Source organism: Paenarthrobacter sp. NPDC057981 (assembly GCF_042886835.1).
GTDB lineage: Bacteria > Actinomycetota > Actinomycetes > Actinomycetales > Micrococcaceae > Arthrobacter.
The window spans coordinates 24,913-47,327 of sequence record NZ_JBHVQI010000004.1 but is presented as its reverse complement, the minus strand read 5'-3'; the positions used below and the strand labels follow the sequence as shown (position 1 = coordinate 47,327).

General features: G+C 63.2%; 21 protein-coding genes. 1 reads left to right on the top strand and 20 read right to left on the bottom strand.

Translation table 11 applies throughout. The features are described 5' to 3' along the window. Window positions 1–49: 49 nt before the first annotated feature. From pyrF to pyrR, 7 genes are read right to left on the bottom strand one after another with little or no spacing between them, the layout of a single operon-like run. Window positions 50–919 (bottom strand): orotidine-5'-phosphate decarboxylase, encoded by an 870-nt coding sequence (gene pyrF / locus ACFVSI_RS06515; RefSeq protein ID WP_387821011.1) that lies wholly within the window; start codon window positions 917–919, stop codon window positions 50–52. Continuing rightward, the gene (gene carB / locus ACFVSI_RS06510; protein WP_387821008.1) at window positions 912–4,220 is read right to left on the bottom strand and encodes a carbamoyl-phosphate synthase large subunit; all 3,309 of its coding nucleotides are present in this window, start codon (window positions 4,218–4,220) and stop codon (window positions 912–914) included. The genes pyrF and carB overlap by 8 nt, the downstream gene beginning before the upstream one ends. Beyond that, window positions 4,220–5,464, bottom strand: coding sequence for a glutamine-hydrolyzing carbamoyl-phosphate synthase small subunit (gene carA / locus ACFVSI_RS06505; protein WP_387821004.1), 1,245 nt, complete (start codon window positions 5,462–5,464; stop codon window positions 4,220–4,222). The genes carB and carA overlap by 1 nt, the downstream gene beginning before the upstream one ends. Continuing rightward, window positions 5,445–5,966 (bottom strand): hypothetical protein, encoded by a 522-nt coding sequence (locus tag ACFVSI_RS06500; RefSeq protein ID WP_387821001.1) that lies wholly within the window; start codon window positions 5,964–5,966, stop codon window positions 5,445–5,447. Before ACFVSI_RS06500 ends, carA begins: the two co-directional genes overlap by 20 nt. After that, complete coding sequence (locus ACFVSI_RS06495; RefSeq protein WP_387820998.1) at window positions 5,966–7,291, bottom strand: dihydroorotase; 1,326 nt, start codon at window positions 7,289–7,291, stop codon at window positions 5,966–5,968. The genes ACFVSI_RS06500 and ACFVSI_RS06495 overlap by 1 nt, the downstream gene beginning before the upstream one ends. Further along, the gene (locus tag ACFVSI_RS06490) at window positions 7,291–8,319 is read right to left on the bottom strand and encodes an aspartate carbamoyltransferase catalytic subunit (RefSeq protein ID WP_387820995.1); all 1,029 of its coding nucleotides are present in this window, start codon (window positions 8,317–8,319) and stop codon (window positions 7,291–7,293) included. The genes ACFVSI_RS06495 and ACFVSI_RS06490 overlap by 1 nt, the downstream gene beginning before the upstream one ends. Then, window positions 8,316–8,900 carry a bifunctional pyr operon transcriptional regulator/uracil phosphoribosyltransferase PyrR gene (gene pyrR / locus ACFVSI_RS06485; RefSeq protein WP_144658931.1) on the bottom strand — a complete coding sequence of 195 codons (585 nt, stop codon included), beginning with the start codon at window positions 8,898–8,900 and terminating at the stop codon, window positions 8,316–8,318. The genes ACFVSI_RS06490 and pyrR overlap by 4 nt, the downstream gene beginning before the upstream one ends. A 155-nt stretch (window positions 8,901–9,055) precedes the next feature. Between pyrR and ACFVSI_RS06480 the strand changes: the two genes are divergently transcribed. After that, window positions 9,056–10,297, top strand: coding sequence for a PrsW family intramembrane metalloprotease (locus ACFVSI_RS06480; protein ID WP_387820992.1), 1,242 nt, complete (start codon window positions 9,056–9,058; stop codon window positions 10,295–10,297). Between the two features lie 70 nt (window positions 10,298–10,367). Here ACFVSI_RS06480 and nusB read toward each other — a convergent pair whose 3' ends face one another. The 13 genes from nusB to rpsD form a co-directional block, all read right to left on the bottom strand. Next, entirely contained in the window at window positions 10,368–10,778 is a 411-nt protein-coding gene (gene nusB, locus ACFVSI_RS06475; RefSeq protein WP_144658933.1) for a transcription antitermination factor NusB, read from the bottom strand. Further along, on the bottom strand, window positions 10,778–11,341 hold the full coding sequence (efp, locus tag ACFVSI_RS06470; protein ID WP_011774957.1) for an elongation factor P: 564 nt from the start codon (window positions 11,339–11,341) through the stop codon (window positions 10,778–10,780). The genes nusB and efp overlap by 1 nt, the downstream gene beginning before the upstream one ends. Before the next feature lie 154 nt (window positions 11,342–11,495). After that, a complete protein-coding gene (locus tag ACFVSI_RS06465; protein ID WP_387820987.1) occupies window positions 11,496–12,017 on the bottom strand; it encodes a tetratricopeptide repeat protein in 522 nt (173 codons plus the stop codon). Beyond that, window positions 12,014–13,105, bottom strand: coding sequence for a 3-dehydroquinate synthase (gene aroB, locus ACFVSI_RS06460; RefSeq protein WP_387820985.1), 1,092 nt, complete (start codon window positions 13,103–13,105; stop codon window positions 12,014–12,016). Before aroB ends, ACFVSI_RS06465 begins: the two co-directional genes overlap by 4 nt. Further along, complete coding sequence (locus tag ACFVSI_RS06455; protein WP_387820982.1) at window positions 13,102–13,668, bottom strand: shikimate kinase; 567 nt, start codon at window positions 13,666–13,668, stop codon at window positions 13,102–13,104. Before ACFVSI_RS06455 ends, aroB begins: the two co-directional genes overlap by 4 nt. After that, the gene (aroC, locus tag ACFVSI_RS06450; RefSeq protein ID WP_387820979.1) at window positions 13,668–14,867 is read right to left on the bottom strand and encodes a chorismate synthase; all 1,200 of its coding nucleotides are present in this window, start codon (window positions 14,865–14,867) and stop codon (window positions 13,668–13,670) included. The genes ACFVSI_RS06455 and aroC overlap by 1 nt, the downstream gene beginning before the upstream one ends. A gap of 26 nt (window positions 14,868–14,893) precedes the next feature. Continuing rightward, window positions 14,894–15,748, bottom strand: coding sequence for a shikimate dehydrogenase (locus ACFVSI_RS06445; protein ID WP_387821374.1), 855 nt, complete (start codon window positions 15,746–15,748; stop codon window positions 14,894–14,896). Then, window positions 15,745–17,457, bottom strand: a complete 1,713-nt coding sequence (mltG, locus tag ACFVSI_RS06440) for an endolytic transglycosylase MltG (protein WP_387820976.1) — start codon at window positions 17,455–17,457, stop codon at window positions 15,745–15,747. Before mltG ends, ACFVSI_RS06445 begins: the two co-directional genes overlap by 4 nt. Further along, window positions 17,454–18,044 (bottom strand): Holliday junction resolvase RuvX, encoded by a 591-nt coding sequence (gene ruvX, locus ACFVSI_RS06435; RefSeq protein ID WP_387820973.1) that lies wholly within the window; start codon window positions 18,042–18,044, stop codon window positions 17,454–17,456. The genes mltG and ruvX overlap by 4 nt, the downstream gene beginning before the upstream one ends. Before the next feature lie 2 nt (window positions 18,045–18,046). After that, the gene (gene alaS / locus ACFVSI_RS06430; RefSeq protein WP_387820970.1) at window positions 18,047–20,725 is read right to left on the bottom strand and encodes an alanine--tRNA ligase; all 2,679 of its coding nucleotides are present in this window, start codon (window positions 20,723–20,725) and stop codon (window positions 18,047–18,049) included. A 115-nt stretch (window positions 20,726–20,840) separates the two neighbouring features. After that, window positions 20,841–21,071, bottom strand: a complete 231-nt coding sequence (locus tag ACFVSI_RS06425; RefSeq protein WP_387820967.1) for a hypothetical protein — start codon at window positions 21,069–21,071, stop codon at window positions 20,841–20,843. Between the two features lie 22 nt (window positions 21,072–21,093). After that, window positions 21,094–21,468, bottom strand: coding sequence for a DUF948 domain-containing protein (locus ACFVSI_RS06420; protein WP_017197541.1), 375 nt, complete (start codon window positions 21,466–21,468; stop codon window positions 21,094–21,096). Between the two features lie 157 nt (window positions 21,469–21,625). After that, window positions 21,626–22,246 carry a 30S ribosomal protein S4 gene (rpsD, locus tag ACFVSI_RS06415; protein WP_144658942.1) on the bottom strand — a complete coding sequence of 207 codons (621 nt, stop codon included), beginning with the start codon at window positions 22,244–22,246 and terminating at the stop codon, window positions 21,626–21,628. Window positions 22,247–22,415: the final 169 nt, after the last annotated feature.

Below are 22,415 nucleotides of genomic sequence, written 5' to 3'. Positions count from 1 at the left end.
AGGGCCCGTTGAACACCTCAACATGGGCCATAAGTGACCCCGCGTTGCCTTAGGAAAGCAGCCCTGCCAGCGCCTCCTCCGCTGCGGAGCGCAACGCGGCAGCAGTGGGGCCGGCAGCGAGAATTCCCCGGCTGGAAGTGGCAAGGACAGCCGGATACGCGGAGCCAAAGGTCGCACGAAGGTCTGCCGGAGTCGCACCCTGGGCCCCGAGCCCGGGGGCAAGGATTGCACCGCGTACCGGGCCGAGATCGATGTCCAGATCCGTCAACGCGGAGCCGATGGTGGCACCCACAACCAAGCCAACTGATCCCAGGGGCCCTTCGTAGCGCGCATTCTCTGCAGTTGCTTCGGCTACGATCCGGCGCGCTACAGAGTCGGCGCCCCCTACATGCTGGACGCTCTTGCCCTCAGGGTTGGACGTCAGGGCGAGCACAAACACTCCCCTGCCGTACTTGGCCGCAAGGTCCAAAGCCGGACGCAGCGACTCAAAGCCGAGGTACGGGCTCAACGTCACGGAATCCGCAGCAAGGGCTGAACCATCGCGGAGCCAGGCATCGGCGTAGGCCGCCATCGTGGAACCGATGTCGCCACGCTTTGCGTCCGCGATACTGAGCACTCCGGCTTCCGTTGAGGCGGCAAGGGTCCGCTCCAGCACAGCCATACCGGCAGAGCCATGGCGCTCATACAGGGCCACCTGCGGCTTGACCGCGGCAGCGAGGGAAGCCACAGCCTCCACGACGGTGAGCGAAAAGCGCTCCAGCCCGGCGACGTCGTCGTTCAATCCCCAATCCGCCAGCAACTGGGGGTGGGGGTCGATTCCGACGCACAACGGACCACGGTCAACCATGGCCGCAGCCAGCCGGGAGCCGAATGACTCCCGGACCGGCTGCGATTCCTGCGTTACGGCAGACTCAGGCATTGGCCGCTTCCGTCGCCGATGCCAGGTTGGCAGCGTGCTCCTGCAGGCTGGTCACCGACCACTCGTAAGTGCGGAGTGCTTCGATGGCCTGGACCGCAGCGTTGAACTCCGCCACGGTGGTGATGCAGGGAATGCCGATCGACGTTGCCGCCGCACGGAGTTCGTATCCGTCGCTGCGCGCCTCGCCACCGGAAGGGGTGTTGAACACCATGTCGATCTCGCCGGCGACGACGAGGTCGGCGATGGTGCCTTCGCCTTCGGCGCTGCTGCCTTCGGCGACCTTGCGGACAGGGGTGGCCTGGATGCCGTTGCGGCGCAGGACGTCAGCCGTTCCACCTGTGGAGACGATCTCGAAGCCGAGGTCGGACAGACGCTTGACACCCATAATCACCGAACGCTTGTCACGGTTGGCCACGGAAACGAAGATCTTGCCTCCGGTGGGCAGCGCGTTGTTGGCGCCGGACTGGCTCTTGGCGAAGGCGGTGTCGAAGTGCTTATCGATGCCCATGACTTCGCCTGTCGAGCGCATTTCAGGGCCCAGGAGGGAGTCAACGACCTTGCCCTCCGGAGTGCGGAAGCGGCTGAACGGCAGCACGGCTTCCTTCACCGCAACCGGTGCGTCCAGCGGAAGGGTGGAACCGTCGCCGGTCTCGGGCAGCATCTTGTAGGCGCTGCGGAGCTGGTTGATGGTCACGCCCGTACCGATGAGCGCTGCGGCCTTGGCCATCTGCACGCCGGTTGCCTTGGAGACGAACGGAACAGTCCGGGAGGCACGCGGATTGGCTTCCAGCACATACAGGACGTCCGACGCCAGAGCGAACTGGATGTTGATCAAGCCGCGCACTCCAACGCCTTCGGCGATCGCGCGGGTTGCTTCACGAACACGCTCGATCACGTTGTTGCCGAGGGTGATCGGGGGCAGGACACAGGCAGAGTCACCGGAGTGGATACCGGCTTCTTCGATGTGTTCCATGATGCCGCCGAGGTACATGTCCGTGCCGTCGAAGAGGGCGTCGACGTCGATTTCGACGGCGTCCTCCAGGAAGCGGTCAATCAGCACCGGGTGATCCGGGGTGATTTCCGTGGCATTGGCGATGTAGCGCGAGAGGTTGGCTTCGTCGTAGACGATCTCCATACCGCGGCCACCCAGGACGTAGGACGGGCGGACCAGGACCGGGTAGCCGATTTCGTCGGCGATCTTCTTGGCGTCCTCGAAGGAAACGGCGGTGCCGTTCTTCGGGGAGGTCAGCCCGGCTTCATCCAGGACCCGGGCAAAGGCGCCACGGTGCTCGGCAAGGTCGATTGCTTCCGGCGACGTACCCAGGATAGGGACACCGGCGTCGGCGAGCTGCTGTGCCAGCTTGAGCGGAGTCTGGCCACCGAGCTGAACGAAGACGCCCATGACGCCACCGGTGCGCTCTTCAGCGGCGATGACCTCGAGGACGTCCTCAAGTGTCAGCGGCTCGAAGTAGAGGCGGGTGGAGACGTCATAGTCGGTGGAGACAGTTTCCGGGTTGCAGTTGACCATGACGGTCTCGTAACCGGCCTTGCGCAGCGCCATGGAGGCGTGAACGCAGGAGTAGTCGAACTCGATGCCCTGGCCGATGCGGTTGGGGCCTGAGCCAAGGATGATCACGGACGGCTTGGAGTGCAGGCCGACTTCGTCTTCCTCGTCATAAGCCGAGTAGTGGTACGGGGTGTAAGCCGCAAACTCGGCTGCACACGTATCCACCGTCTTGTAGACAGGGCGGATGCCAAGGGCCTGCCGGACACCACGGACAACAGCTTCGGAGTTGTGCGTCAGGGCACCGATCTGCTCATCCGAGAAACCGTGGCGCTTGGCATTGCGCAGCATGTCCTCGGTGAGGACGCCGGCTTTGCGGATCTCCTGCGCAGTCTCATTGAGCAACTGCAGCTGGTCCAGGAACCAAGGATCGATCTTGGTCGCAGCGAAGAGGTCTTCCACGCTTGCGCCGCCGAGGAGCGCGCGCTGCACCTGGTGCAGGCGGTCGGTGGTGGGTCGCTTGGCCTTCTCGATGAGTTCGGCAACTTCGTACTCGGGCACGGAGCTGAAGTCCAGCTGAGAGCCCTTCTGCTCGAGTGAGCGCAAGGCCTTCTGCAGGGCTTCGGTGAAGTTGCGGCCCATGGCCATCGCTTCGCCCACAGACTTCATGGTGGTGGTGAGCGTGTTGTCGGCCGCCGGGAACTTCTCGAACGCAAAGCGCGGAACCTTGACCACGACGTAGTCCAGGGTCGGCTCGAAGGAAGCCGGGGTCTTCTGGGTGATGTCGTTGGGGATCTCGTCCAGGGTGTAGCCCAGGGAGAGCTTGGTGGCGATCTTGGCGATGGCGAAGCCTGTGGCCTTCGATGCCAGCGCCGAAGAGCGCGAAACACGGGGGTTCATCTCGATGACCACCACGCGGCCCGTAGCGGGGTCGATCGCGAACTGGATGTTGCATCCACCGGTGTCCACGCCAACTTCACGGATGACGGCGATGGCGACGTCACGCAGTTTCTGGTACTCGCGGTCCGTGAGGGTCAGCGCAGGCGCAACCGTGATGGAGTCACCGGTGTGGACGCCAACGGGATCGAAGTTCTCGATGGAGCAGACCACAACGACGTTGTCGTTCTTGTCGCGCATCATCTCGAGCTCGTATTCCTTCCAGCCAAGGATGCTCTCTTCGAGCAGAACCTCGGTGGTGGGGCTGTACTGAAGACCCTGGCCCACAATGCGGCGGAGATCGTCCTCGTTGTAAGCGAGGCCGGAACCGAGGCCACCCATGGTGAAGGACGGGCGCACAACCATCGGGTAGCCCAGGTCCTCGGCAGCTTTGAAGGCCTCATCCATGGTGTGGATGATGTGGCTGCGGGCAGACTCGGCGCCGCAGCGCTCCACGACGCCCTTGAACTTCTCACGGTCTTCGCCAAGTTCGATGGCCGCGATGTTGGCACCGATGAGTTCGACGTTGTACTTCTCCAGGACGCCGTTCTTGTCGAGGGCAATCGCTGTGTTCAGTGCAGTCTGGCCGCCAAGTGTGGGCAGCACGGCATCCGGACGCTCCTTGGCGATGATCTTCTCGACCACCTCGGGCGTGATTGGCTCCACGTACGTGGCATCGGCGAACTCGGGGTCCGTCATGATGGTGGCCGGGTTGGAGTTGACCAGGATGACCCGAAGGCCCTCCTCCTTCAGGACCCGGAGTGCCTGGGTACCGGAGTAGTCGAACTCAGCCGCCTGGCCGATAACGATGGGACCGGAACCGATGACAAGGACGCTCTTGAGATCTGTACGCTTGGGCATTACTTCTTGTCCTCAGTCTTGGAGTCGGTGGTGGTGGCGGGGCCGGCGGCTTTGGCATCAGCCATCAGGTCGATGAAGCGGTCGAAGAGATACGCGGCGTCGTGCGGGCCGGCAGCAGCCTCCGGGTGGTACTGGACCGAGAAGGCCGGGATGTCGAGGCAGGCGAGGCCCTCAACGACGTCGTCGTTCAGGGAGACATGGCTGACCTCCACGCGGCCGTAGCGCTCCTCAGGAGCAACGGTGGAGCCGTTCAGCGGTGCGTCCACGGCGAAGCCGTGGTTCTGGGAGGTGATTTCAACTTTGCCGGTCCGGCGGTCCATCACCGGCTGGTTGATGCCGCGGTGGCCGTAGCGGAGCTTGTAGGTGCCAAAGCCCAGGGCACGGCCCAGGATCTGGTTGCCGAAGCAGATACCGAAGTACGGCAGCTTCTCGTCAAGCACCGAACGCAACAGGGAAACCTGGTGGTCGGCGGTGGCGGGGTCGCCAGGTCCGTTGGACATGAAGAAACCGTCGGGGTTGACGGCGTTGACGTCCTCGAGGGTGGACGTGGCGGGCAGGACGTGCACGCGCACGCCCCGCTCGGCGAATCGCACGGGAGTCATGGCCTTGATGCCAAGGTCCACTGCGGCAATGGAGAAGCGCGGCTCACCTTCCCAACCGTGATCCTTGGGATCCACAACGTAGGCCTCGTCGATGGAGACTTCCTCTGCCAGTGCCGAGCCTTCCATGGGGGCACTGGCCAGAACGATGTCGAGCAGTTCCTTATCCGATGCCTGTGCGGCCTCGCCGGAGAAAATGCCTGCGCGCATGGTCTTGTGCTCGCGGAGGTGGCGGGTGATGGCACGGGTGTCCACGCCCTGGATTCCGACGATTCCCTGCTCCACCAATTCCTCGTCCAGGCTGCGCTCGGAGCGCCAGTTGGAGGGGCGGCGGGCGGCGTCCCGCACGATGTACCCTGCCACCCAGATGCGGCGGGATTCAGCGTCTTCGCTGTTGACGCCGGTATTGCCGATGTGCGGCGCGGTCTGGACAACCAGCTGGCGGGCGTAGGAGGGGTCGGTGATGGTCTCCTGGTAGCCGGTCATACCGGTGGCGAAGACGGCCTCACCGAGCGCGGTGCCCTGGGCGCCGTAGCTGCGGCCGCGGAACATGCGGCCGTCTTCGAGCACCAGCACTGCTGCTGTGGGGGTGGTTTTGGTGGCTGAGTTACTTTCCGTCACTTTATTACTTTCCACTATCGGCATCTGCCTGAGGGGCTGCGGAGATCAATTCTTTGAGTGCTTCGAGGAGGAGCGTCTTGTCGGCTGAGTGCCTGGACCGGAAACCGGTGTCGAGTTCCCGGTCGCCAAGTCTCCAGCTGATGACCAGGAGTCCGTCCTTTTCGACGAACTTCCCGGCCATGCCGTTGGCTTCACGGGTTTCCACCAGGGCTCGACGAGGGATGAAGACCGGGGCGGCGCCGTTGCGGTCGAACAATACGCCTTCATCGTGGATGCTCAGTTCCGCGTTGGTCCGGATGCCCAAGCCCTGGACTGCAATCCGGTCCAGCCAGTCCCCCGCCGTCGTGGTGGTCACGTACTGGCCATCGGCGACGACGCTGGCGGGAGTCAGCTCCTCCGGCACCCCGGGGAGGCGTTCGACGTCGGCTTGTCGCCTCAGCCGGTTCCGCCACCCCAGCCAGATCATCGCCAGGACGACGACGATCAGCGGCACCGTGATGAGCACGGTCAGTGTCTGGTTGTTCATCAGCTGCTGCTGACTGCCGGGTGCTGGTACGGCGTGTTGAGGCGGCCTTCGAGGACCGTCGGGTGCCCCTTGTAGAAGGTCGCCACCACGGACCCGGGCAGCTCCTTGCCCTTGAACGGTGAATTGCGGCCCATGGTTGCCATTTTATGGGGGTCGACGGTCCAACGCGCAGCCGGGTCCACCAGGATGACGTTGGCGGGCTCTCCTGCCTCAAGCGGGCGGCCCTGATCGGCGACCCGGCCGATGACGGCGGGAGTGAACGAGGTAACCCTCGCGAAGTCCGCCCACGTCATAAGTCCGGTTTCGATCATGGTTACCTGGACAACAGACAATGCCGTTTCCAGGCCCGTCATGCCCATGGCCGCCTGCGCCCACTCGCATTCCTTGTGCTCGCTGGGGTGCGGCGCGTGGTCGGTGCCGACGACGTCGATGGTGCCGTCTGCCAGTCCTTCGCGCAGGGCCTGGACATCAGCATCGGTTCGCAACGGCGGGTTGACCTTGTACACGGGGTCGTAGCTGCGGACCAGCTCGTCCGTCAGGAGGAGGTGGTGAGGTGTTACCTCGGCGGTGACGTTGATGCTGCGGGCTTTCGCCCAGCGCACGATTTCAACGGAACCGGCCGTGGAGACGTGGCATACGTGCAACCGGGAACCAACGTGCTGGGCAAGCAGGACATCGCGGGCAATGATGCTTTCCTCGGCCACGGCCGGCCAGCCGGTCAGACCCAGGACCGCGGAAACCGTTCCTTCGTTCATCTGGGCCCCGGCGGTAAGGCGCGGTTCCTGCGCGTGCTGGGCCACCACGCCGTCGAACGCTTTGACGTATTCCAGCGCACGGCGCATCAGGACGGGATCATGAACGCAGATGCCGTCGTCGGAGAACATCCGGACCTGGGCGCGGGAGTCGGCCATGGCACCGAGCTCTGCGAGCTGCTCGCCGGCAAGCCCCACGGTGACCGCGCCTACCGGACGTACGTCAACCCAGCCGGACGCACGGCCCAGGCTGTGGACCTGCTCGACGACGCCGGCGGTGTCGGCTACGGGGTTGCTGTTTGCCATGGCGTGGACGGCGGTGAAGCCACCCAAGGCAGCGGCGCGGGTGCCGGTCTCGACCGTCTCGGCATCCTCCCGGCCCGGTTCACGAAGGTGGGTGTGGACATCCACCATGCCCGGCAGGGCGATGAGACCCTTGCCGTCGATGACGGTAGCGCCGTCCTCGGAGAGGTCGGTACCTACTGCGGCGATAACGCCGTCGCGGATAAGCAGGTCCTGGGCGTCGCCGCCGAGGATCGCGGCTCCGCGGATGAGGTAAGTGTTCTCGGCCATCAGTTGCTCTCCTTGCTCGACGGGCTCGCGAAAGCCGGTATGGCGGTGGTTATCGGGGCTGCCTCACGGGAGTCCCCGGAGAGCAGCAAGTACAGGGCAGCCATGCGCACGGAAACACCGTTCCGCACCTGGTCCAGAACCGTGGAACGTGGTGAGTCCGCAGCGGCGGAAGAGATCTCCAGGCCGCGGTTCATCGGACCCGGGTGCATGATGATGGTGTCTTTCATGCCCAGCTCGTCCAAGGTCCGCAAGCGGGCGTCGTCGAAGCCCCAGCGCCGCGAATATTCACGCGTGGACGGGAAGAACGAGGCATTCATCCGCTCGCCTTGGACCCGCAGCATCATCATCGAGTCGATGCCGCCTTCCAGCGTTTCGTCGAGGTTGTAGCTGACCTTGCACGGCCAGTGCTCGACGCCGATGGGCAGCAAGGTTGGCGGCGCCACCAAAGTAACCTCGGCACCAAGGGTCTTCAGGAGCCAAACGTTGGAGCGGGCGACACGCGAGTGCAGCACGTCACCGGCAATGGCCACGCGCATCCCCTTGAGGTCTGCACCCGTGGAATCCCCACCGTTGAGCTTGGACCAGTGCCTGCGCATGGTGAACGCGTCCAGGAGCGCTTGGGTGGGGTGTTCGTGCGTGCCGTCTCCTGCGTTGATGACGGCTGCATCAATCCAATCGGTGGCAGCGAGCCGGTGGGGCGCGCCCGAGGCCCAGTGCCGGATGACGACGGCGTCCGCGCCCATGGCAGCGAGTGTTTGGGCGGTGTCCTTGAGGGATTCGCCCTTGGATACGGAAGATCCCTTGGCCGCGAAGTTGATGACATCGGCGGACAGTCGTTTGGCAGCGGCTTCAAAGGAAATTCGCGTGCGCGTGGAGTCCTCGAAGAACAGGTTCACTACAGTGCGGCCGCGAAGTGCCGGCAACTTTTTGACCTCGCGCTCCCCCACTGCGGACATTTCCTCCGCCGTGTCCAGGATGCGGATCGCATCTGCTGCGACAAGGTTTTCCGTGGAAAGAAGATGCTTCACTTGCCCGCCTCAATTACTACCTCGTTGACGGGAAGGCCATCTACGGAGTCGGTTTCTTCCAGGTGCACACGGACTTTTTCGGCCGAGGACGTAGGAAGGTTCTTGCCCACGTGGTCGGCGCGGATGGGGAGCTCGCGGTGGCCCCTGTCCACCAGGACCGCGAGACGGACAATACGGGGGCGGCCAAGGTCAACCAAGGCGTCCAGAGCGGCGCGGATGGTGCGTCCGGAATACAGGACGTCGTCAATCAGCACGACCACCTTGTTGTCGATACCTGACAAGGGAAGCCGGGTGTGGTGCGGTGGCCGCGTGGGCTGGTGTGAGAGGTCGTCACGGAACATGGTGACATCCAATTGCCCGACGATTGCTGCGGCGTTTACCGTGGGGTCGGCTGCTGCGATCTTGTTGGCGAGCCGAACAGCCAGTGGGTAGCCGCGGCTGGGAATGCCCAAAAGAACCAGGTCCTGCGAACCTTTGTTGGCTTCGAGGATCTCGTGGGCGATACGAGTCAGCGCACGATCTATATCCGCTTGGTTGAGGACAACCCGCGACGGCAGGTGCGCAGAAGTGACTTCAGTCATCGCTCGTCTCCCCTTTCCCCGCCTCACGGGACGGAATTAAAAAAGGAATATTTGCTCCTCAAAGCTATCACAGCGAGCCTGCGCCCACCGATCGAGTCGCAGTCAGGAGAGTGAGTTTAAGCTCACACTTCGCCCCGTGGAATAGGCTCGTTTCCATGAGCATGAATCACTCAGGCCAGTACGGCGGACAGCCCCACCCGGGCCCCTATCTGGAGCCGGGGGCGAACCCTACGTGGATCGGCCACGTGCAGCCCGGGAATTACCAGCCGGCACCGGGCAACCGGGCTCCGCTTCCGCAGCAGACCTGGGCCATGCCGCCGGTACGGCGCAGCTGGGGTACGCTGCCCCTGCTGATCGTTGGCGCGGTCCTGGCCCTGGGGAGTCTTTTGCTGGTGGTTCCGTTCCTGCTGGGCAACACCGGCGTTACTGGATTCGTCATCGGTTTCCTGGTGTCCCTGATTCCGTTGTCCATCGTCCTTTTGACCGTGCGCCTCATTGATCGCTGGGAGCCGGAACCACCCCGCCTTCTCTGGTTCGCCTTTACGTGGGGCGCCGCAGTGTCCATCGCCGGCACCCTGTTAATCCAGCCGATCTTCGCATTGGCTGCCCCCACCTCAAGCGAAGAAGCCTTCGCCTATTTCATGGCCACGGTACAAGCACCGATTGTGGAGGAGTTCACCAAGTCATTGGGTCTTCTGGTCCTGATCCTCGCGGCCCGGAAGTACTTCGACGGCCCCGTCGATGGAGTGGTTTTTGCCTTCACCATCGCCGCCGGCTTTGCCTTCACGGAGAACATCCTCTACTTCGGTCGTGAAATAGCCTCCTCCAACGACCCCGGCACCGACCTGGTACGCATCTTCATCCTGCGGGGGGTCATGTCACCCTTTGCCCATGCTGTCTTCACCGGCACAACCGGGTTGATCATGGGCTTTGCCGCCCGCAAGTGGCACCCCGGATACGCGGTCCTGGCCTTCTTCATCGGCCTGCTGCCTGCGATGTTCCTCCACAACCGCTGGAACAGCATGGGCCAGAACTTCCTGGCGGAGTACTTCGTTGTCCAGGTGCCTATCTTCCTGACGGCAGCCGTGGGCATCATCCTGCTTCGGCTCGCCGAGGGAAAGCTGACCCGGCAGCGACTTCTTGAATACGCCCGCGCGGGCTGGTTCACGCCCGCGGAGGTGGAAATGCTGGCCACAACAAGGGGAAGGCGCCAAGCACTTCGCTGGGCGGCATCACGGGGACGTGGGCCCCAGATGAAAGCCTTCATCAAGGGAGCAACAGCCTTGGCTTTTACCCGCCAACGGATCCTGAGCGGCCGCGACGTCCACACGCACCAACGCGACGAACTCGAACACCTTCATGCCGTCCCGGCATTGCGGGCTGCGGTCCTCCAGTAGACCATATTTAGAAAAATGGACCCTCCCCGGTTTCCCTGGGAGGGTCCATTCATAATTGCCGCCTGGCCGGCTACGCCAGCAGGGACGGCTTGAGCTTCTGGAGACGGCCAAGCAATCCGTTGATGAAGGCCGGCGACTCGTCAGTGGACATCGTCTTGGCCAGGGCCACGGCTTCGCTCACCGCCACTCCGTCGGGAACTTCGTCATTGTAGAGAAGTTCCCACGCTCCGATGCGGAGAATGATGAGGTCCACCGAGGGCATACGCTCAAGGGTCCAGCCTTGGGCATAGGTCTCAAGGAACTCGTCGATGGTTGCCTGCATGGACACCACGCCTTCCACGATCTCCACCGTGTAGGGATTGATGACCAGGTCTGTCTTCTCCCGACGCGCAGTCAAAGCGTCAAAAGCCGAAACTGAGCGCTGCTCCGCTTCGAAAAGTACTTCCAAGGCCCTGCTACGGGCTTTACCGCGGGCGCTCACTAGTCGTTGACCCGACCCAGGTAGCTGCCATCGCGGGTGTCGACCTTGACCTTGGTGCCCTGCTCCACGAACAGCGGAACCTGGATCTCGTAGCCGGTTTCAACTGTGGCCGGCTTGGTCCCGGCCGAAGAGCGGTCGCCCTGCAGGCCCGGCTCAGTGTAGGTGATTTCGAGCACAACGCTCGGGGGCAGCTCGATGTACAGCGGCGTGCCTTCGTGGATGGCAATGTTGACCATCTGGTTTTCGAGCATGAAGTTGGTGGCGTCGCCAACCGTTGCACCGGACACGGTGATCTGGTCGTAGTCCTGGGTGTCCATGAAGACGAAGTCTTCGCCATCCTGGTACAGGTACTGGTAGTCGCGACGGTCGACTGTCGCGGTTTCAATCTTCAGGCCGGCGTTGAAGGTCTTGTCGACCACCTTGCCGGACATGACGTTGCGCATCTTGGTGCGGACAAAGGCGCCACCCTTGCCGGGCTTGACGTGCTGGAACTCGATGATATTCCAGAGCTGGCCCTCGAGCTTCAGTACGGTCCCGTTCTTGATGTCGTTTGTGGTTGCCACTCGTATCCTCTGGTTAATCGCACTGGTTCCAGCTGCCAGCTATCTATGCCAAGCAGGCGTGCCAATCGGCGCGCCAGCGCGTATTTATCAAAAATCCAAAAACCATTCTACCGTCAAATGCGGAGCTGCCTTGCAGACAGTGTTTCAGGCAGCCTCAGGACGCCAGTTCCATGACGTCCCGGGCCCGCTGCAAGGCTACGGCCGAGGAGTAGATCAGCGCGGCATCGGCAGCCATGGCCACCCTCAGGTCCAACGCCTTGGCGAACTCCTCGGATGCTGCCAAGGCGTTGCCGCTCACGAAGTAGGCGCGGCCGAGGTATTGGCGCACTACTGCTTCCTTGGAGCTGCCCTGGACCTCTTGCAACAGATGACGGAACAACTGGACAGCCCGGTCAAGACGGTTGGTTGCACGGTGGACTTCCGCCTCGAAGATCCTCAGCCGGAAGGACTCGGGGTCCTTATACCGCGCCTCAGCCAACAGCTCAGCCGCTTCCTTTGGCTGGTTCTCCAACAGAAGGGCCATGATCCTGTCAGCGGGGTCCTCCGACGCCGCAAGCGCCGTCTCCATGACTTCCTCGTTGACCACCACGGGCAAGAGCGTGTCAGGGTTCATCCGGACACCAGGGAATCCGGCAGTAGGCCAGTCACTGACTCCTTCGCGCAGGGCGATGGTCATGATGCGATCTCCTGGTACGCGGCAAAGAGAAGTGAGGTGTCGGGGACGTCCAGGATCCCGGGCTTGGCCACTCCGTCAAGGACGACAAAGCGGAGCAGGTCTCCACGGGACTTCTTATCCCGGCGCATGCCATCCAGCAGACCCTGCCACCGGTCCCGGCGGTAGGTAATGGGCAGGCCAAGGCTTTCCAAAATGGTGCGGTGCCGGTCAGCGTCGGCATCGGACAAGCGGCCAACGCTGCGGGACAACTCTGCTGCGAACATCATTCCCACGGCCACGGCAGCACCGTGGCGCCACGAGTACCGTTCCACCAGCTCGATGGCGTGACCGAGCGTGTGGCCATAGTTCAGGATTTCGCGCAGACCGGATTCCTTGAGGTCCTGGGAAACGACGTCGGCCTTGACCGCGATGGCGCGTTCAATCAGTTCCCGGACTACCTCAGATCCCGGGTCCATTACGGCGTCCGTGTTCTTCTCGATCAGCTCGAGGATCACGGGATCGGCGATGAATCCACACTTGATGACCTCGGCCATGCCTGAGATGAGCTCGTTCCTCGGCAGGGTCTGGAGCGTGTCGAGATCGGCCAGGACGGCTGCCGGCGGGTGGAACGAACCGACGAGGTTCTTCCCTTCGGCTGTGTTGATGCCGGTTTTGCCGCCGACGGACGCGTCCACCATGCCCAGGAGGCTCGTGGGCATGTGGATGACTTTGACGCCGCGAAGCCACGTGGCTGCGACAAAGCCGGCAAGATCGGTGACCGCACCGCCGCCGACTGCAACGATCGCATCCGAGCGGGTGAAATCGTTCTGGCCCAGGACCTGCCAGCAGAAAGCAGCAACCTGGATGTGTTTGCCTTCTTCCGCGTCCGGGATTTCAGCAGTGAGCGCAGTGAATCCAGCGCTCTCCAGTTCGTCGCGGACGGTATCACCGGTCAGGCGGAGGGCTCGGGGGTGGATGACGAGTACCCGCCGGACGCGCTCCCCGAGTTTTGCCGGAAGGCCCTCCAACAGACCGCGCCCCACCACGACGTCATAATTTTCGTTGACTGACTGGCCGGTCACCTTGATGACAGTTGCTTCGTTACTCACTTTTCAACTTCCTCTTTCAAGGCTGCATGCTGGCGCAGCCGTTCCTCCAGCTGGAGGCCGATGTCCACCACGGTTCCTGTACGGACGTCCATGACGATGTCCGCAAGCCGTTCGTAGACAGGACGCCTGGTGGCAAAAAGTGCTTCCCAGCGCGTCATCGCGTCACCCTGAAGCAAGGGCCTACCGGTGTTCCGCGCAATACGGTCCGCCACCGTTTCGGCGTCGCACTCCAGGTAGACCACAGTGCACTCCCCCAGCAGCTGCTGGGTCCCGGAGTCAAGCACTGCTCCCCCGCCGAGGGAGATGATCGCCGGCTGCTCCTTGGCAGACTCGATCGATTTCGCCACAGCCCTGGCCTCGATTTCGCGGAAGGCGTGTTCGCCCCGACCGGCGAAGATGTCAGCGATGCTGCCGTGGGCAGCGACGACTACAGCATCGGTGTCCACGAACGGGAGACCAAGCTGCTGGGCAAGCTGCTGGCCTATGGCCGACTTGCCAACAGCCATAGGGCCCACCAAAACAACGGGACGGCCCGCGGAGCCATCCAGGACAGAGCGGATCACTACCGGCCGACCGTGTCCAGGGTTGCCGGGATGTTGTCCAGGTAGCTCTGCAGGTTGCGTGCGGTTTCGGCGACGGAGTCGCCGCCGAACTTCTCGGTGATGGCCTCGGCCAAGACCAGGGCCACCATGGCTTCGGCGACAACACCTGCTGCCGGAACGGCACAGACGTCTGAACGCTGGTGGTGGGCCTTTGCGGGCTCGCCCGTGCTCACGTCAATGGTGCGCAACGCGCGCGGGACCGTGGCGATCGGCTTCATGGCGGCACGGACACGCAGGACCTCGCCGATGCTCATACCGCCTTCGATGCCGCCGGCACGGTTGGTCTGGCGGACGATCCTGCCATCCTCATCCTTGACGATTTCATCGTGGGCGGCAGATCCGCGGCGGGAAGCGGTCAGGAAGCCATCGCCCACCTCGACACCCTTGATCGCCTGGATGCCCATGAGGGCTGCTGCCAGGCGCGAGTCGAGGCGGCGGTCCCAGTGGACGTAGCTGCCAAGTCCCGGGGGAAGCCCGTACGCGAGGACCTCAACCACACCGCCAAGGGTTTCGCCTTCCTTGTGCGCAGCATCTACCTCGGCAACCATGGCGTTGGAAGTCTCGCGGTCGAAGCAACGCAGGGGGTCGGCGTCAAGCGCGATCACGTCGCCGGGCACTGGCAAGGGACGACCCTCGGGAACAGCGACGCTGGCAATGGAGACAGTGTGGCTGACGAGTTCGATGCCCAGCTGCTTCAGGAACTGCGCTGCGACGGTACCGAGCGCAACGCGGGTGGCAGTCTCCCGTGCACTGGCACGTTCCAGTACCGGACGGGCTTCGTCGAAGCCGTACTTCTGCATGCCGGTGAAATCAGCGTGTCCGGGGCGCGGCCGCGTCAACGGAGCGTTCCGGGCCTGGTCGGCGAGCAGCTCGGCGTCAACGGGATCAGCAGACATGATCTGCTCCCACTTGGGCCACTCGGTGTTTCCCACCTGGATGGCCACAGGACCGCCTTGGGTGATCCCATGCCGGACGCCGCCCATGATGGTGACCTCGTCCTGCTCAAACTTCATGCGGGCACCCCGGCCGTAGCCCAGGCGGCGACGCGCCAGGGCGTCACGAATTTGCCCGCTGGTGAGTTCAACACCGGCGGGCACGCCTTCAACAATTCCGATCAGAGCCGGACCGTGGGATTCACCGGCAGTCAACCAACGCAACATATAACCAATCCTGCCATGTAAGGTCTCTAGAACACCCGTCGGGGAAGCCCGACTGAGTCGCACATCACATCTATGACGGCGGCATCAACATCACGTCCACTAAAGAGCCGTATCTGCTCCGCCGCCTGGTACATCAGCATCTCCAGCCCCGGGACTACCGCTCCCCCATGGCCGCTCCACACTTCGGCAATGCGGCTGGGCCAAGGATCGTAGGCAACATCCAGCAGGACACCGGCACCGGTTCCCGGCAAAGACGCCAATTCTTCGGCGAGGCCATCGGCGGCCCGCGGGGGAAAAGTGGAGATGACAAGCTCAGCTGCCGCCACAGCGGTGGCAGCTTCCGTCAACGGCCGCACCGTGAGGGAGATTCCGACGGCGGCCGCCGCGGCCTCTGCGTCCGACGCGCGTGAAGCGTCCCGGACGAAGACGTCCACATGGCCGGCACCCAACTCATGAACCGCAGCCACTGCCGCTGCGGAGGTACCGCCACCACCGAGGATGGCAGCATGGGGGGCCGAAGCCACCCCGGCGTGCCGGACCGACTCGACGATTCCCGCGACGTCGGTGTTGTATCCAGCGCGCCGCACCGTTCCGCCGTCGTGCTCGAAAACCACGGTGTTGATGACACCCAACTGGGCCCCGGCACCCCGAACTTCATCGACTTCCCGGATCATTGCCGTCTTGAGCGGCATGGTCACCGACAAGCCGCACCAGGACTCGTCTCCCCGAAGCGACTCCATGAAGGCCGGAAGGCCATCCACCGTGACGTCAATCGCCGAGTAATCAATGTCCAAACCCAGCTTGGCGTAGGCGGCCAAGTGGAGCGCCGGGGACTTCGAGTGGGAGATCGGATGACCCAGGACCGCGGCCCGAAGCGTCACACGCACCGTCCCGCGTTGGCCTGGCACCAGGCGTTGTATTGCTCAACGTAGGTGTTGTGCTCAGCCAGCGTTTTGGAGAACTTGGTCTCCTTGGTGTCCAGGTTGATCGTCACCCAGTACATGTAGTCATTGGGTGTCGGCTTGGCAGCGGCGTCGATCGCAGTCTTTCCGGGTGAACCGATCGGTCCTACAGGCAAGCCGACGTTCGCGTAGGTGTTGTACGGATTCGACTTGTCGGCCTTTTCCTCTTCCGTAACGTGGAAGGATTTCCTGCCAAGCCCGTACGTGACCGTCGCATCGGATTGTATGAGTCCGCTGGTTTCGACGTTGTTGGGCTTGAGCCGGTTGTAGATGGCGCCTGCCACGTTTCCATAGTCCGCCTGTCCGCCCTCCGCCTGCACAATGCTGGCGATGGTGACGACGTCGTACTGTTTGGCCGGATCGGTGATGCCTTGTGACTTGAGCTCATCCAGGGTGGTGGTGACCAGCTTCTGGATGATGTCCTTGGCGGAAGTTCCGAGATCGAAACGGTACTCTCCCGGTGCCAGGAAGCCTTCGAGGTTCTTCGCCTTCGCGGGAAGTCCGAACTGTCCAGGAGCCTGGTTGAGGGCATTGAGCTGCTCCAGCGGGATGCCGGAGCCCTTCGCAATGGCGTCCAGGGATTCGTTGATCCGCAGCCCGGCGCTCAGGGCGAAGTACATGACCTTGGAGGAGTCTTTGTTGACCAGGACGGCCACGGCGTCCGAATTCTTCATTTCAGTCTTGAATGTAAATTCACCCGGGGACAATTCACCGCCCTGGCTGACGAACTCCTTAACGAAGGCGTCAGCATCGGCAACGACGTGCTTTTGCACGAGATCGCTTGCTACCGCCTTGGGCCCGGCGCCCTGGGGAACGGTCACGCTGACGGACCCGGTCCCTGGACCCGGGTAGTCCGTGACCTTGTCCATGCCAAGCAGGGGCTTCAAGAACTGCGCTCCGACAGCGACTGCGGTGACGAAAACAGCCAGCGTCAACAGGAGAGCAAGGACACGACGGCGGCGGCGCGCCTTTTTCGCAGCAGCTTTGGAGGCGGGGGTTGCTACCGGTGCGAGGAGTTCGTGGGCATGGTCATCATGGTGGACCTCATCGTGAAGAAGTTCGTCATGGTGGAGGTCTTCATGGTGCAGTTCGTCATGGAATCCGGCATGCGCGTCCGTGCCGTGGTGCGCGTCATGCTCGGCGTATTCGTAGGCTTCCAACGGTGTGCCCCCGGGCTCGGCGAAAACCAGTTCGCCGTCACCGTGGGTATGACCGGATTCCTCGGGCTCTGTCTGCGCGGCCTGCTCAAGGTGTTCTGCGCCGGCTGCCTGGTCATCATTCGAGGGAGCCGGTGCGGCTGGTTCCTCCGCGGTATGCGGTGCCTCGACTTCAGGCTTATCCACTGCAGCAGGAGGAGCCACTGGAACAGGAGGAGCCACTGGAACGGGAGGAGCTGCAGGAACACGAGGGGCTGCAGGGGCCTGCGCAGCCGGAACCGCAGGAACGGGGCGGGGAAGTTCTGCCTCAGTTTCGGCTGCCGGGGAATCTTCCCCCGGCGTCGCTTCGGGAACGGGTACGACGTTGTGGTTCTGCGTGGCGAGGAATCTCTCCCGCGCCCGCAGCTCTTTGCGGGTCAGCGGCATGCCGCCGCCGGTACCGCTGGAGGGGTCGTTGTTGACCGGGCTCACAGTTGCAGTCCCCTCGTAGAAGAATCAGGTTCGTTGCCGGAGGCAGCCTGCAGCGTTGGGGCACTGCTGGGCTTTTCGGGTTCCGCCGGTGCCTGCACTCGGCGGCCGACGTCCGTTCCTCTGGCTTTTTGCATGTCGATCGCGTGCTGGAGTATTCCAGCAGCAGCAACCTGATCAACCACTTTACGGTGATTCCTGCTGCTCATGCCAGCTTCGTGCAGGTTGCGGTGTGCCGTCACGCTGGAAAGCCGCTCATCAACGAGGTTTACCGGGATGTCCAAACCGGCGTGGGCAAGCTCCCTGACCAGCAACAGAGCATATTCTGCGGCCATGGCGGCGGAGCCCCGTTCTTCGCCCTTCATGGTGCGCGGAAGGCCGACAAAAATCTGCACCGCAGGCAGCTCCGCGGCGTGCTTGACCACCAAACGGACATCAGAGTTCTTCTTGGCGTCCCGCCCTACCGTCTTGAACGGCGTGGCCAGGATTCCATCGGGATCGCACTGGGCAAGGCCCACCCGGACGGTACCGACGTCTACCCCCAGCTTGATGCCCCGGGGGTAGACGTCATCGTTAGTACGTGTGGACACTGTCAGCGCTTGGCTATCGCGTCCACCACGGCCGTGAGGGCCTCGGAGACCTTCGCAGCGTCGGTGCCGCCGCCCTGTGCGACGTCGTCCTTGCCGCCACCGCCGCCGCCGAGGATGCCAGCGGCCAGACGCACGAGCGCTCCAGCCTTGACCCCGGCACCACGCGCAGCTTCATTGGTGGCAATCAGGATGACCGGGCGGTCGTTGCTGACTCCCGCGACCGCCACCGTTGCGGCCTCCGAGCCGAGACGGTTACGGAGGTCGAGGGCAAGGTTCCGAAGGTCATCCGCTCCGCCCACCTGTCCGGCGTCGTGGGCGACAACCCGCACCCCGCCAGCGTCCTTCGCCGTCCCCACGAGGTTGGCGGCCGCTGCGGCGAGCTGTTCTTTGCGGAGTCGGTCGAGTTCCTTCTCCGTCGCCTTGAGCTTGTTCAGCGTGCTGGAAATCCTGTCGGCGAGCTGTCCGGAAGGAACCTTCAACAGCTCTGTCAGTTCAGTCACCAGCGCGCGCTCGGCAGCAAGATGGCGGAAGGCATCAAGGCCCACGAAGGCCTCGACGCGGCGGTTTCCGGATCCAACGGACTGTTCACCGAGCAGCGACAGGCTGCCAATGAGGGACGTGTTGGACACGTGCGTGCCACCACAGAGTTCACGCGACCACGCGCCGTCGATCTCCACGACCCGGACTTCGCTGCCGTAGTTCTCGCCGAACAGGGCCATGGCACCGAGTGCCTTGGCTTCTGCGAGGCCCATCACTTTGGTGTCCACGCGGTAGTTGTTCCGGATGGCGATGTTGGATACTTCTTCGATCTCGGACCGCGTTGCCGGGCTCAGCCCTTCCCCCCAGGCGAAGTCGAAGCGCAGGTATCCAGCCTTGTTGAAGGAACCACGCTGGGTGGCCTCCGGGCCAAGGATCTGGTGCAGGGCGGCGTGGACGATGTGCGTTCCCGTGTGTGCCTGCTCGGCTGCATGCCGGCGTTCACGGTCGACGGCGGCGCGCACCAACGCGTCGGAGGCGATCTCACCTTCGCGGACAATCGCTTTGTGCACGCTCAGGCCCTTGATGGGACGCTGGACGTCAAGGACCTCCACCACGAAGCCATCTCCGGTGATGAGGCCTGTGTCGGCGGACTGGCCACCGGCTTCGGCGTAGAAGGGGGTTTCGTTCAGGACGAGTTCGATTTCGTCGCCGGTGGAGGCATGCGAAACTGCCCGGCCGCCGGTGACGATTCCGCGGACCTTCGATTCGCCCTCAAGCTCGTCGTAGCCGGTAAACACAGTCTCGCCCTTGCCCAGGAGCTCCTGATAGGCGGTGAGGTCTGCGTGGCCACCCTTTTTGCCCTTGGCATCGGCCTGGGCGCGCTGACGCTGCTCGAGCATGAGCGCACGGAAACCTGCCTCGTCGACCTTCAGGCCTGCCTCTTCTGCCATCTCCAAAGTCAGGTCGATGGGGAAGCCATAGGTGTCGTGCAGGGTAAAGGCGTCAGCGCCTGAGAGCGGGACTCCCGCGGCCTTGGATTCGGCCACAGCGTCCTCCAGGCGCGCAGTGCCCGAAGCGATGGTGCGGAGGAATGCCTTTTCTTCAGCGTAGGCAATGCGGCTGATGCGGGCGAAGTCGGTCTCCACCACGGGGTAGACCCCCTTCATGGCGTCGCGGGACGCGGGAAGAAGGTCAGGCAGGCAGGCCTTCTCGACGCCCAGCAGGCGCATGGCGCGCACTGCACGGCGGATCAGGCGGCGCAGCACATAGCCACGGCCTTCGTTGGACGGTGCCACACCATCGGCGATGAGCATCAAAGCGGACCTGATGTGGTCAGCGACCACGCGCATACGGACATCATCGGTGTGGTGCGGATCGTCGGACGTTTCCGCCGAGGTGTATTCACGGCCGGACAGTTCGGCAGCTTTGTCGATGACCGGGCGGACCTGGTCCGTTTCGTACATGTTCTCGACGCCCTGAAGGATCATCGCCAGGCGCTCCATGCCCAGGCCGGTGTCGATGTTCTTTTTTGGCAGCTCGCCAACGATGTCGAAGTCGACCTTGGAACGGACGTTCTCGATCTGGTACTGCATGAAAACGAGGTTCCAGATTTCGATGTACCGGGTTTCGTCAGCCAGCGGGCCACCCTCGATGCCGTAAGCCGGGCCGCGGTCATAGTAGATTTCCGAGCAGGGGCCTGCCGGGCCGGGCTGTCCAGTGGACCAGTAGTTGTCGGCCTTGCCCATCCGCTGGATACGTTCAGCCGGAATACCGGTGTTCTTCAGCCACAGTTCCTTGGCTTCGTCGTCCTCTTCGTAGACCGTCACCCAGAGTCGCTCGGCGGGAAGTCCGTAACCGCCGTCGTCAACGCTCTTGGTGAGCAGCTCGAAAGCGAACTTGATCGCATCTTCCTTGAAGTAGTCGCCGAAGGAGAAATTGCCGCACATCTGGAAGAAGGTGCCGTGCCGGGCAGTCTTGCCCACTTCCTCAATGTCACCGGTGCGGATGCACTTCTGGACGCTCGTGGCACGGCTGTAGGGCGGTTCTTCGCGGGCGGTCAGGTAGGGAATGAACGGCACCATTCCTGCCACAGTGAAGAGAAGTGACGGGTCGCTGGAAACGAGCGACGCGGAGGGAACGGCGGTGTGGCCCTTGCTGACAAAAAAGTCCACCCAGCGCTTGGTGATCTCCTGCGACTTCATTAGCTGATTACTTACCCTTCTCAATTCACTGCACACGATGTGCGCGGAGCCGGCTGGTGCCGTTCCGCAGCTTTCCATTCTGCCCTGTTGAGGGCTTCGGAGCGAACCGCTCCTGCTACTGTCGGCCTGCTGTGCCGTCGTCGATCCCCAGCGCGGCCCGGAGATCCTCTTCGCGCTGCTGCATGCCTGAGCGCACGGCATCGGCGAAGTCGAACAGTCCGTCGGCCATCCGGCCGACAGCCCGGTTCAGACCCTCAGGGCCCAGGTTGGCTTGTGCCTCCGTGATCTTACGGAACGCGATGACGCCGATTGCGACGCCGATGCCCATCCAAACAATTCTTTTCATCGGTTTGTGGTCTCCCGTTGGTTCAGCGGCTGCGTCGGCCGGAGGAAGGGGTGCGACGTCCGGCGAAAGCCGAGCGGACGCCGTAGCTGAAAGCAGCCACCTTAATCAGGGGCGAACCAACCGTCGCCGCTACGAGCGAGGACAGCGCAGAGATGTTGGCGGAGGCATCCGAAACGTTCGAGGCGATGCCATCGACCTTCTTCAGCTGCTGGTTCGTGGTGGTGACCGTTGCTGTCACTTCGTCCATCAGGGGCGTGGCGCCGTCGCTGATGGAACGGATGGAGGTGCGTACCTCGTCAAAAACGCCGCCCAACTTCAGAATGGGCACAGCCAACAGCAGAACCAGGAGCGCGAAGACTCCTGCTGCGATGAGACCGGCAATGTCGCCACCAGACATAGAACACTTCTCCTAGGATCGTTGCGCTGCCTTGCACCTGCCGCATTGCGGCTTTGGCCAAGGCCTCCCCCAGTACCTTACCTAAGTGGCCCGGCACCTTATACACAAAGAAGCCCGCGGCGGTTGCCACGGGCTTCTTTGTCTGCGCTGCTTGAATTTAGCGTGCGTAGAATTCGACGACGAGCTGCTCTTCACAGATCACGGGGACCTCGGAGCGCTTCGGGCGACGAACCAGGCGTGCCTGCAGGGCGTCAATCTTGACGTCCAGGTACGGCGGCACGTTGTTCAGGACGTGCGCACCGGCAGCGGCGACCTGGAACGGAGCCATAACCTCGGAGCGGCTGTGTACGTGGATGAGCTGGCCTTCGCCAACGCGGAAGGACGGGCGGTCAACGCGAACGCCGTCAACCAGGATGTGGCGGTGCACAACCAGCTGGCGGGCCTGTGCGATGGTGCGGGCGAAGCCTGCACGGAGCACGAGGGCGTCCAGACGCATTTCCAGCAGCTCAACCAGGTTCTCACCGGTCAGGCCCTTGGTGCGGCGTGCTTCTTCGAAGGCGCGGGTCATCTGGGCTTCGCGGATGCCGTACTGGGCGCGCAGACGCTGCTTTTCGCGCAGACGTACGGCGTAGTCGGAGTCCTGCTTCTTGCGGGCACGGCCGTGCTCACCGGGGCCGTACGGACGGCGCTCCATGTACTTGGCGGCCTTGGGGGTCAGAGCAATGCCGAGTGCACGCGAGAGGCGTGCGGTACGGCGAGCACGAGTGTTGTTAGCCACTTGTGTCCTTCCAAATTACTGCGGTGCATCAGTGTTACTGGCCTCCATCAGGGAGAGCATCGGCCAACCGCTGCCTCTTGCTACTGGCCCGGGCGCGCAGCACCGTTGAAGGAAAATCTTCAAGGGATGTGGCGTCGGGTCATGCCAGACAAGGATTTATCCTACCACG

Excerpts from the sequence above, each read along its gene's own strand:
- pyrF (WP_387821011.1), bottom strand. The coding sequence starts at position 919 with ATGCCTGAGTCTGCCGTAACGCAGGAATCGCAGCCGGTCCGGGAGTCA.
- carB (WP_387821008.1), bottom strand. The coding sequence starts at position 4,220 with ATGCCCAAGCGTACAGATCTCAAGAGCGTCCTTGTCATCGGTTCCGGT.
- carA (WP_387821004.1), bottom strand. The coding sequence starts at position 5,464 with ATGCCGATAGTGGAAAGTAATAAAGTGACGGAAAGTAACTCAGCCACC.
- ACFVSI_RS06500 (WP_387821001.1), bottom strand. The coding sequence starts at position 5,966 with ATGAACAACCAGACACTGACCGTGCTCATCACGGTGCCGCTGATCGTC.
- ACFVSI_RS06495 (WP_387820998.1), bottom strand. The coding sequence starts at position 7,291 with ATGGCCGAGAACACTTACCTCATCCGCGGAGCCGCGATCCTCGGCGGC.
- pyrR (WP_144658931.1), bottom strand. The coding sequence starts at position 8,900 with ATGACTGAAGTCACTTCTGCGCACCTGCCGTCGCGGGTTGTCCTCAAC.
- ACFVSI_RS06480 (WP_387820992.1), top strand. The coding sequence starts at position 9,056 with ATGAGCATGAATCACTCAGGCCAGTACGGCGGACAGCCCCACCCGGGC.
- ACFVSI_RS06465 (WP_387820987.1), bottom strand. The coding sequence starts at position 12,017 with ATGACCATCGCCCTGCGCGAAGGAGTCAGTGACTGGCCTACTGCCGGA.
- aroC (WP_387820979.1), bottom strand. The coding sequence starts at position 14,867 with ATGTTGCGTTGGTTGACTGCCGGTGAATCCCACGGTCCGGCTCTGATC.
- alaS (WP_387820970.1), bottom strand. The coding sequence starts at position 20,725 with ATGAAGTCGCAGGAGATCACCAAGCGCTGGGTGGACTTTTTTGTCAGC.
- ACFVSI_RS06425 (WP_387820967.1), bottom strand. The coding sequence starts at position 21,071 with ATGAAAAGAATTGTTTGGATGGGCATCGGCGTCGCAATCGGCGTCATC.
- ACFVSI_RS06420 (WP_017197541.1), bottom strand. The coding sequence starts at position 21,468 with ATGTCTGGTGGCGACATTGCCGGTCTCATCGCAGCAGGAGTCTTCGCG.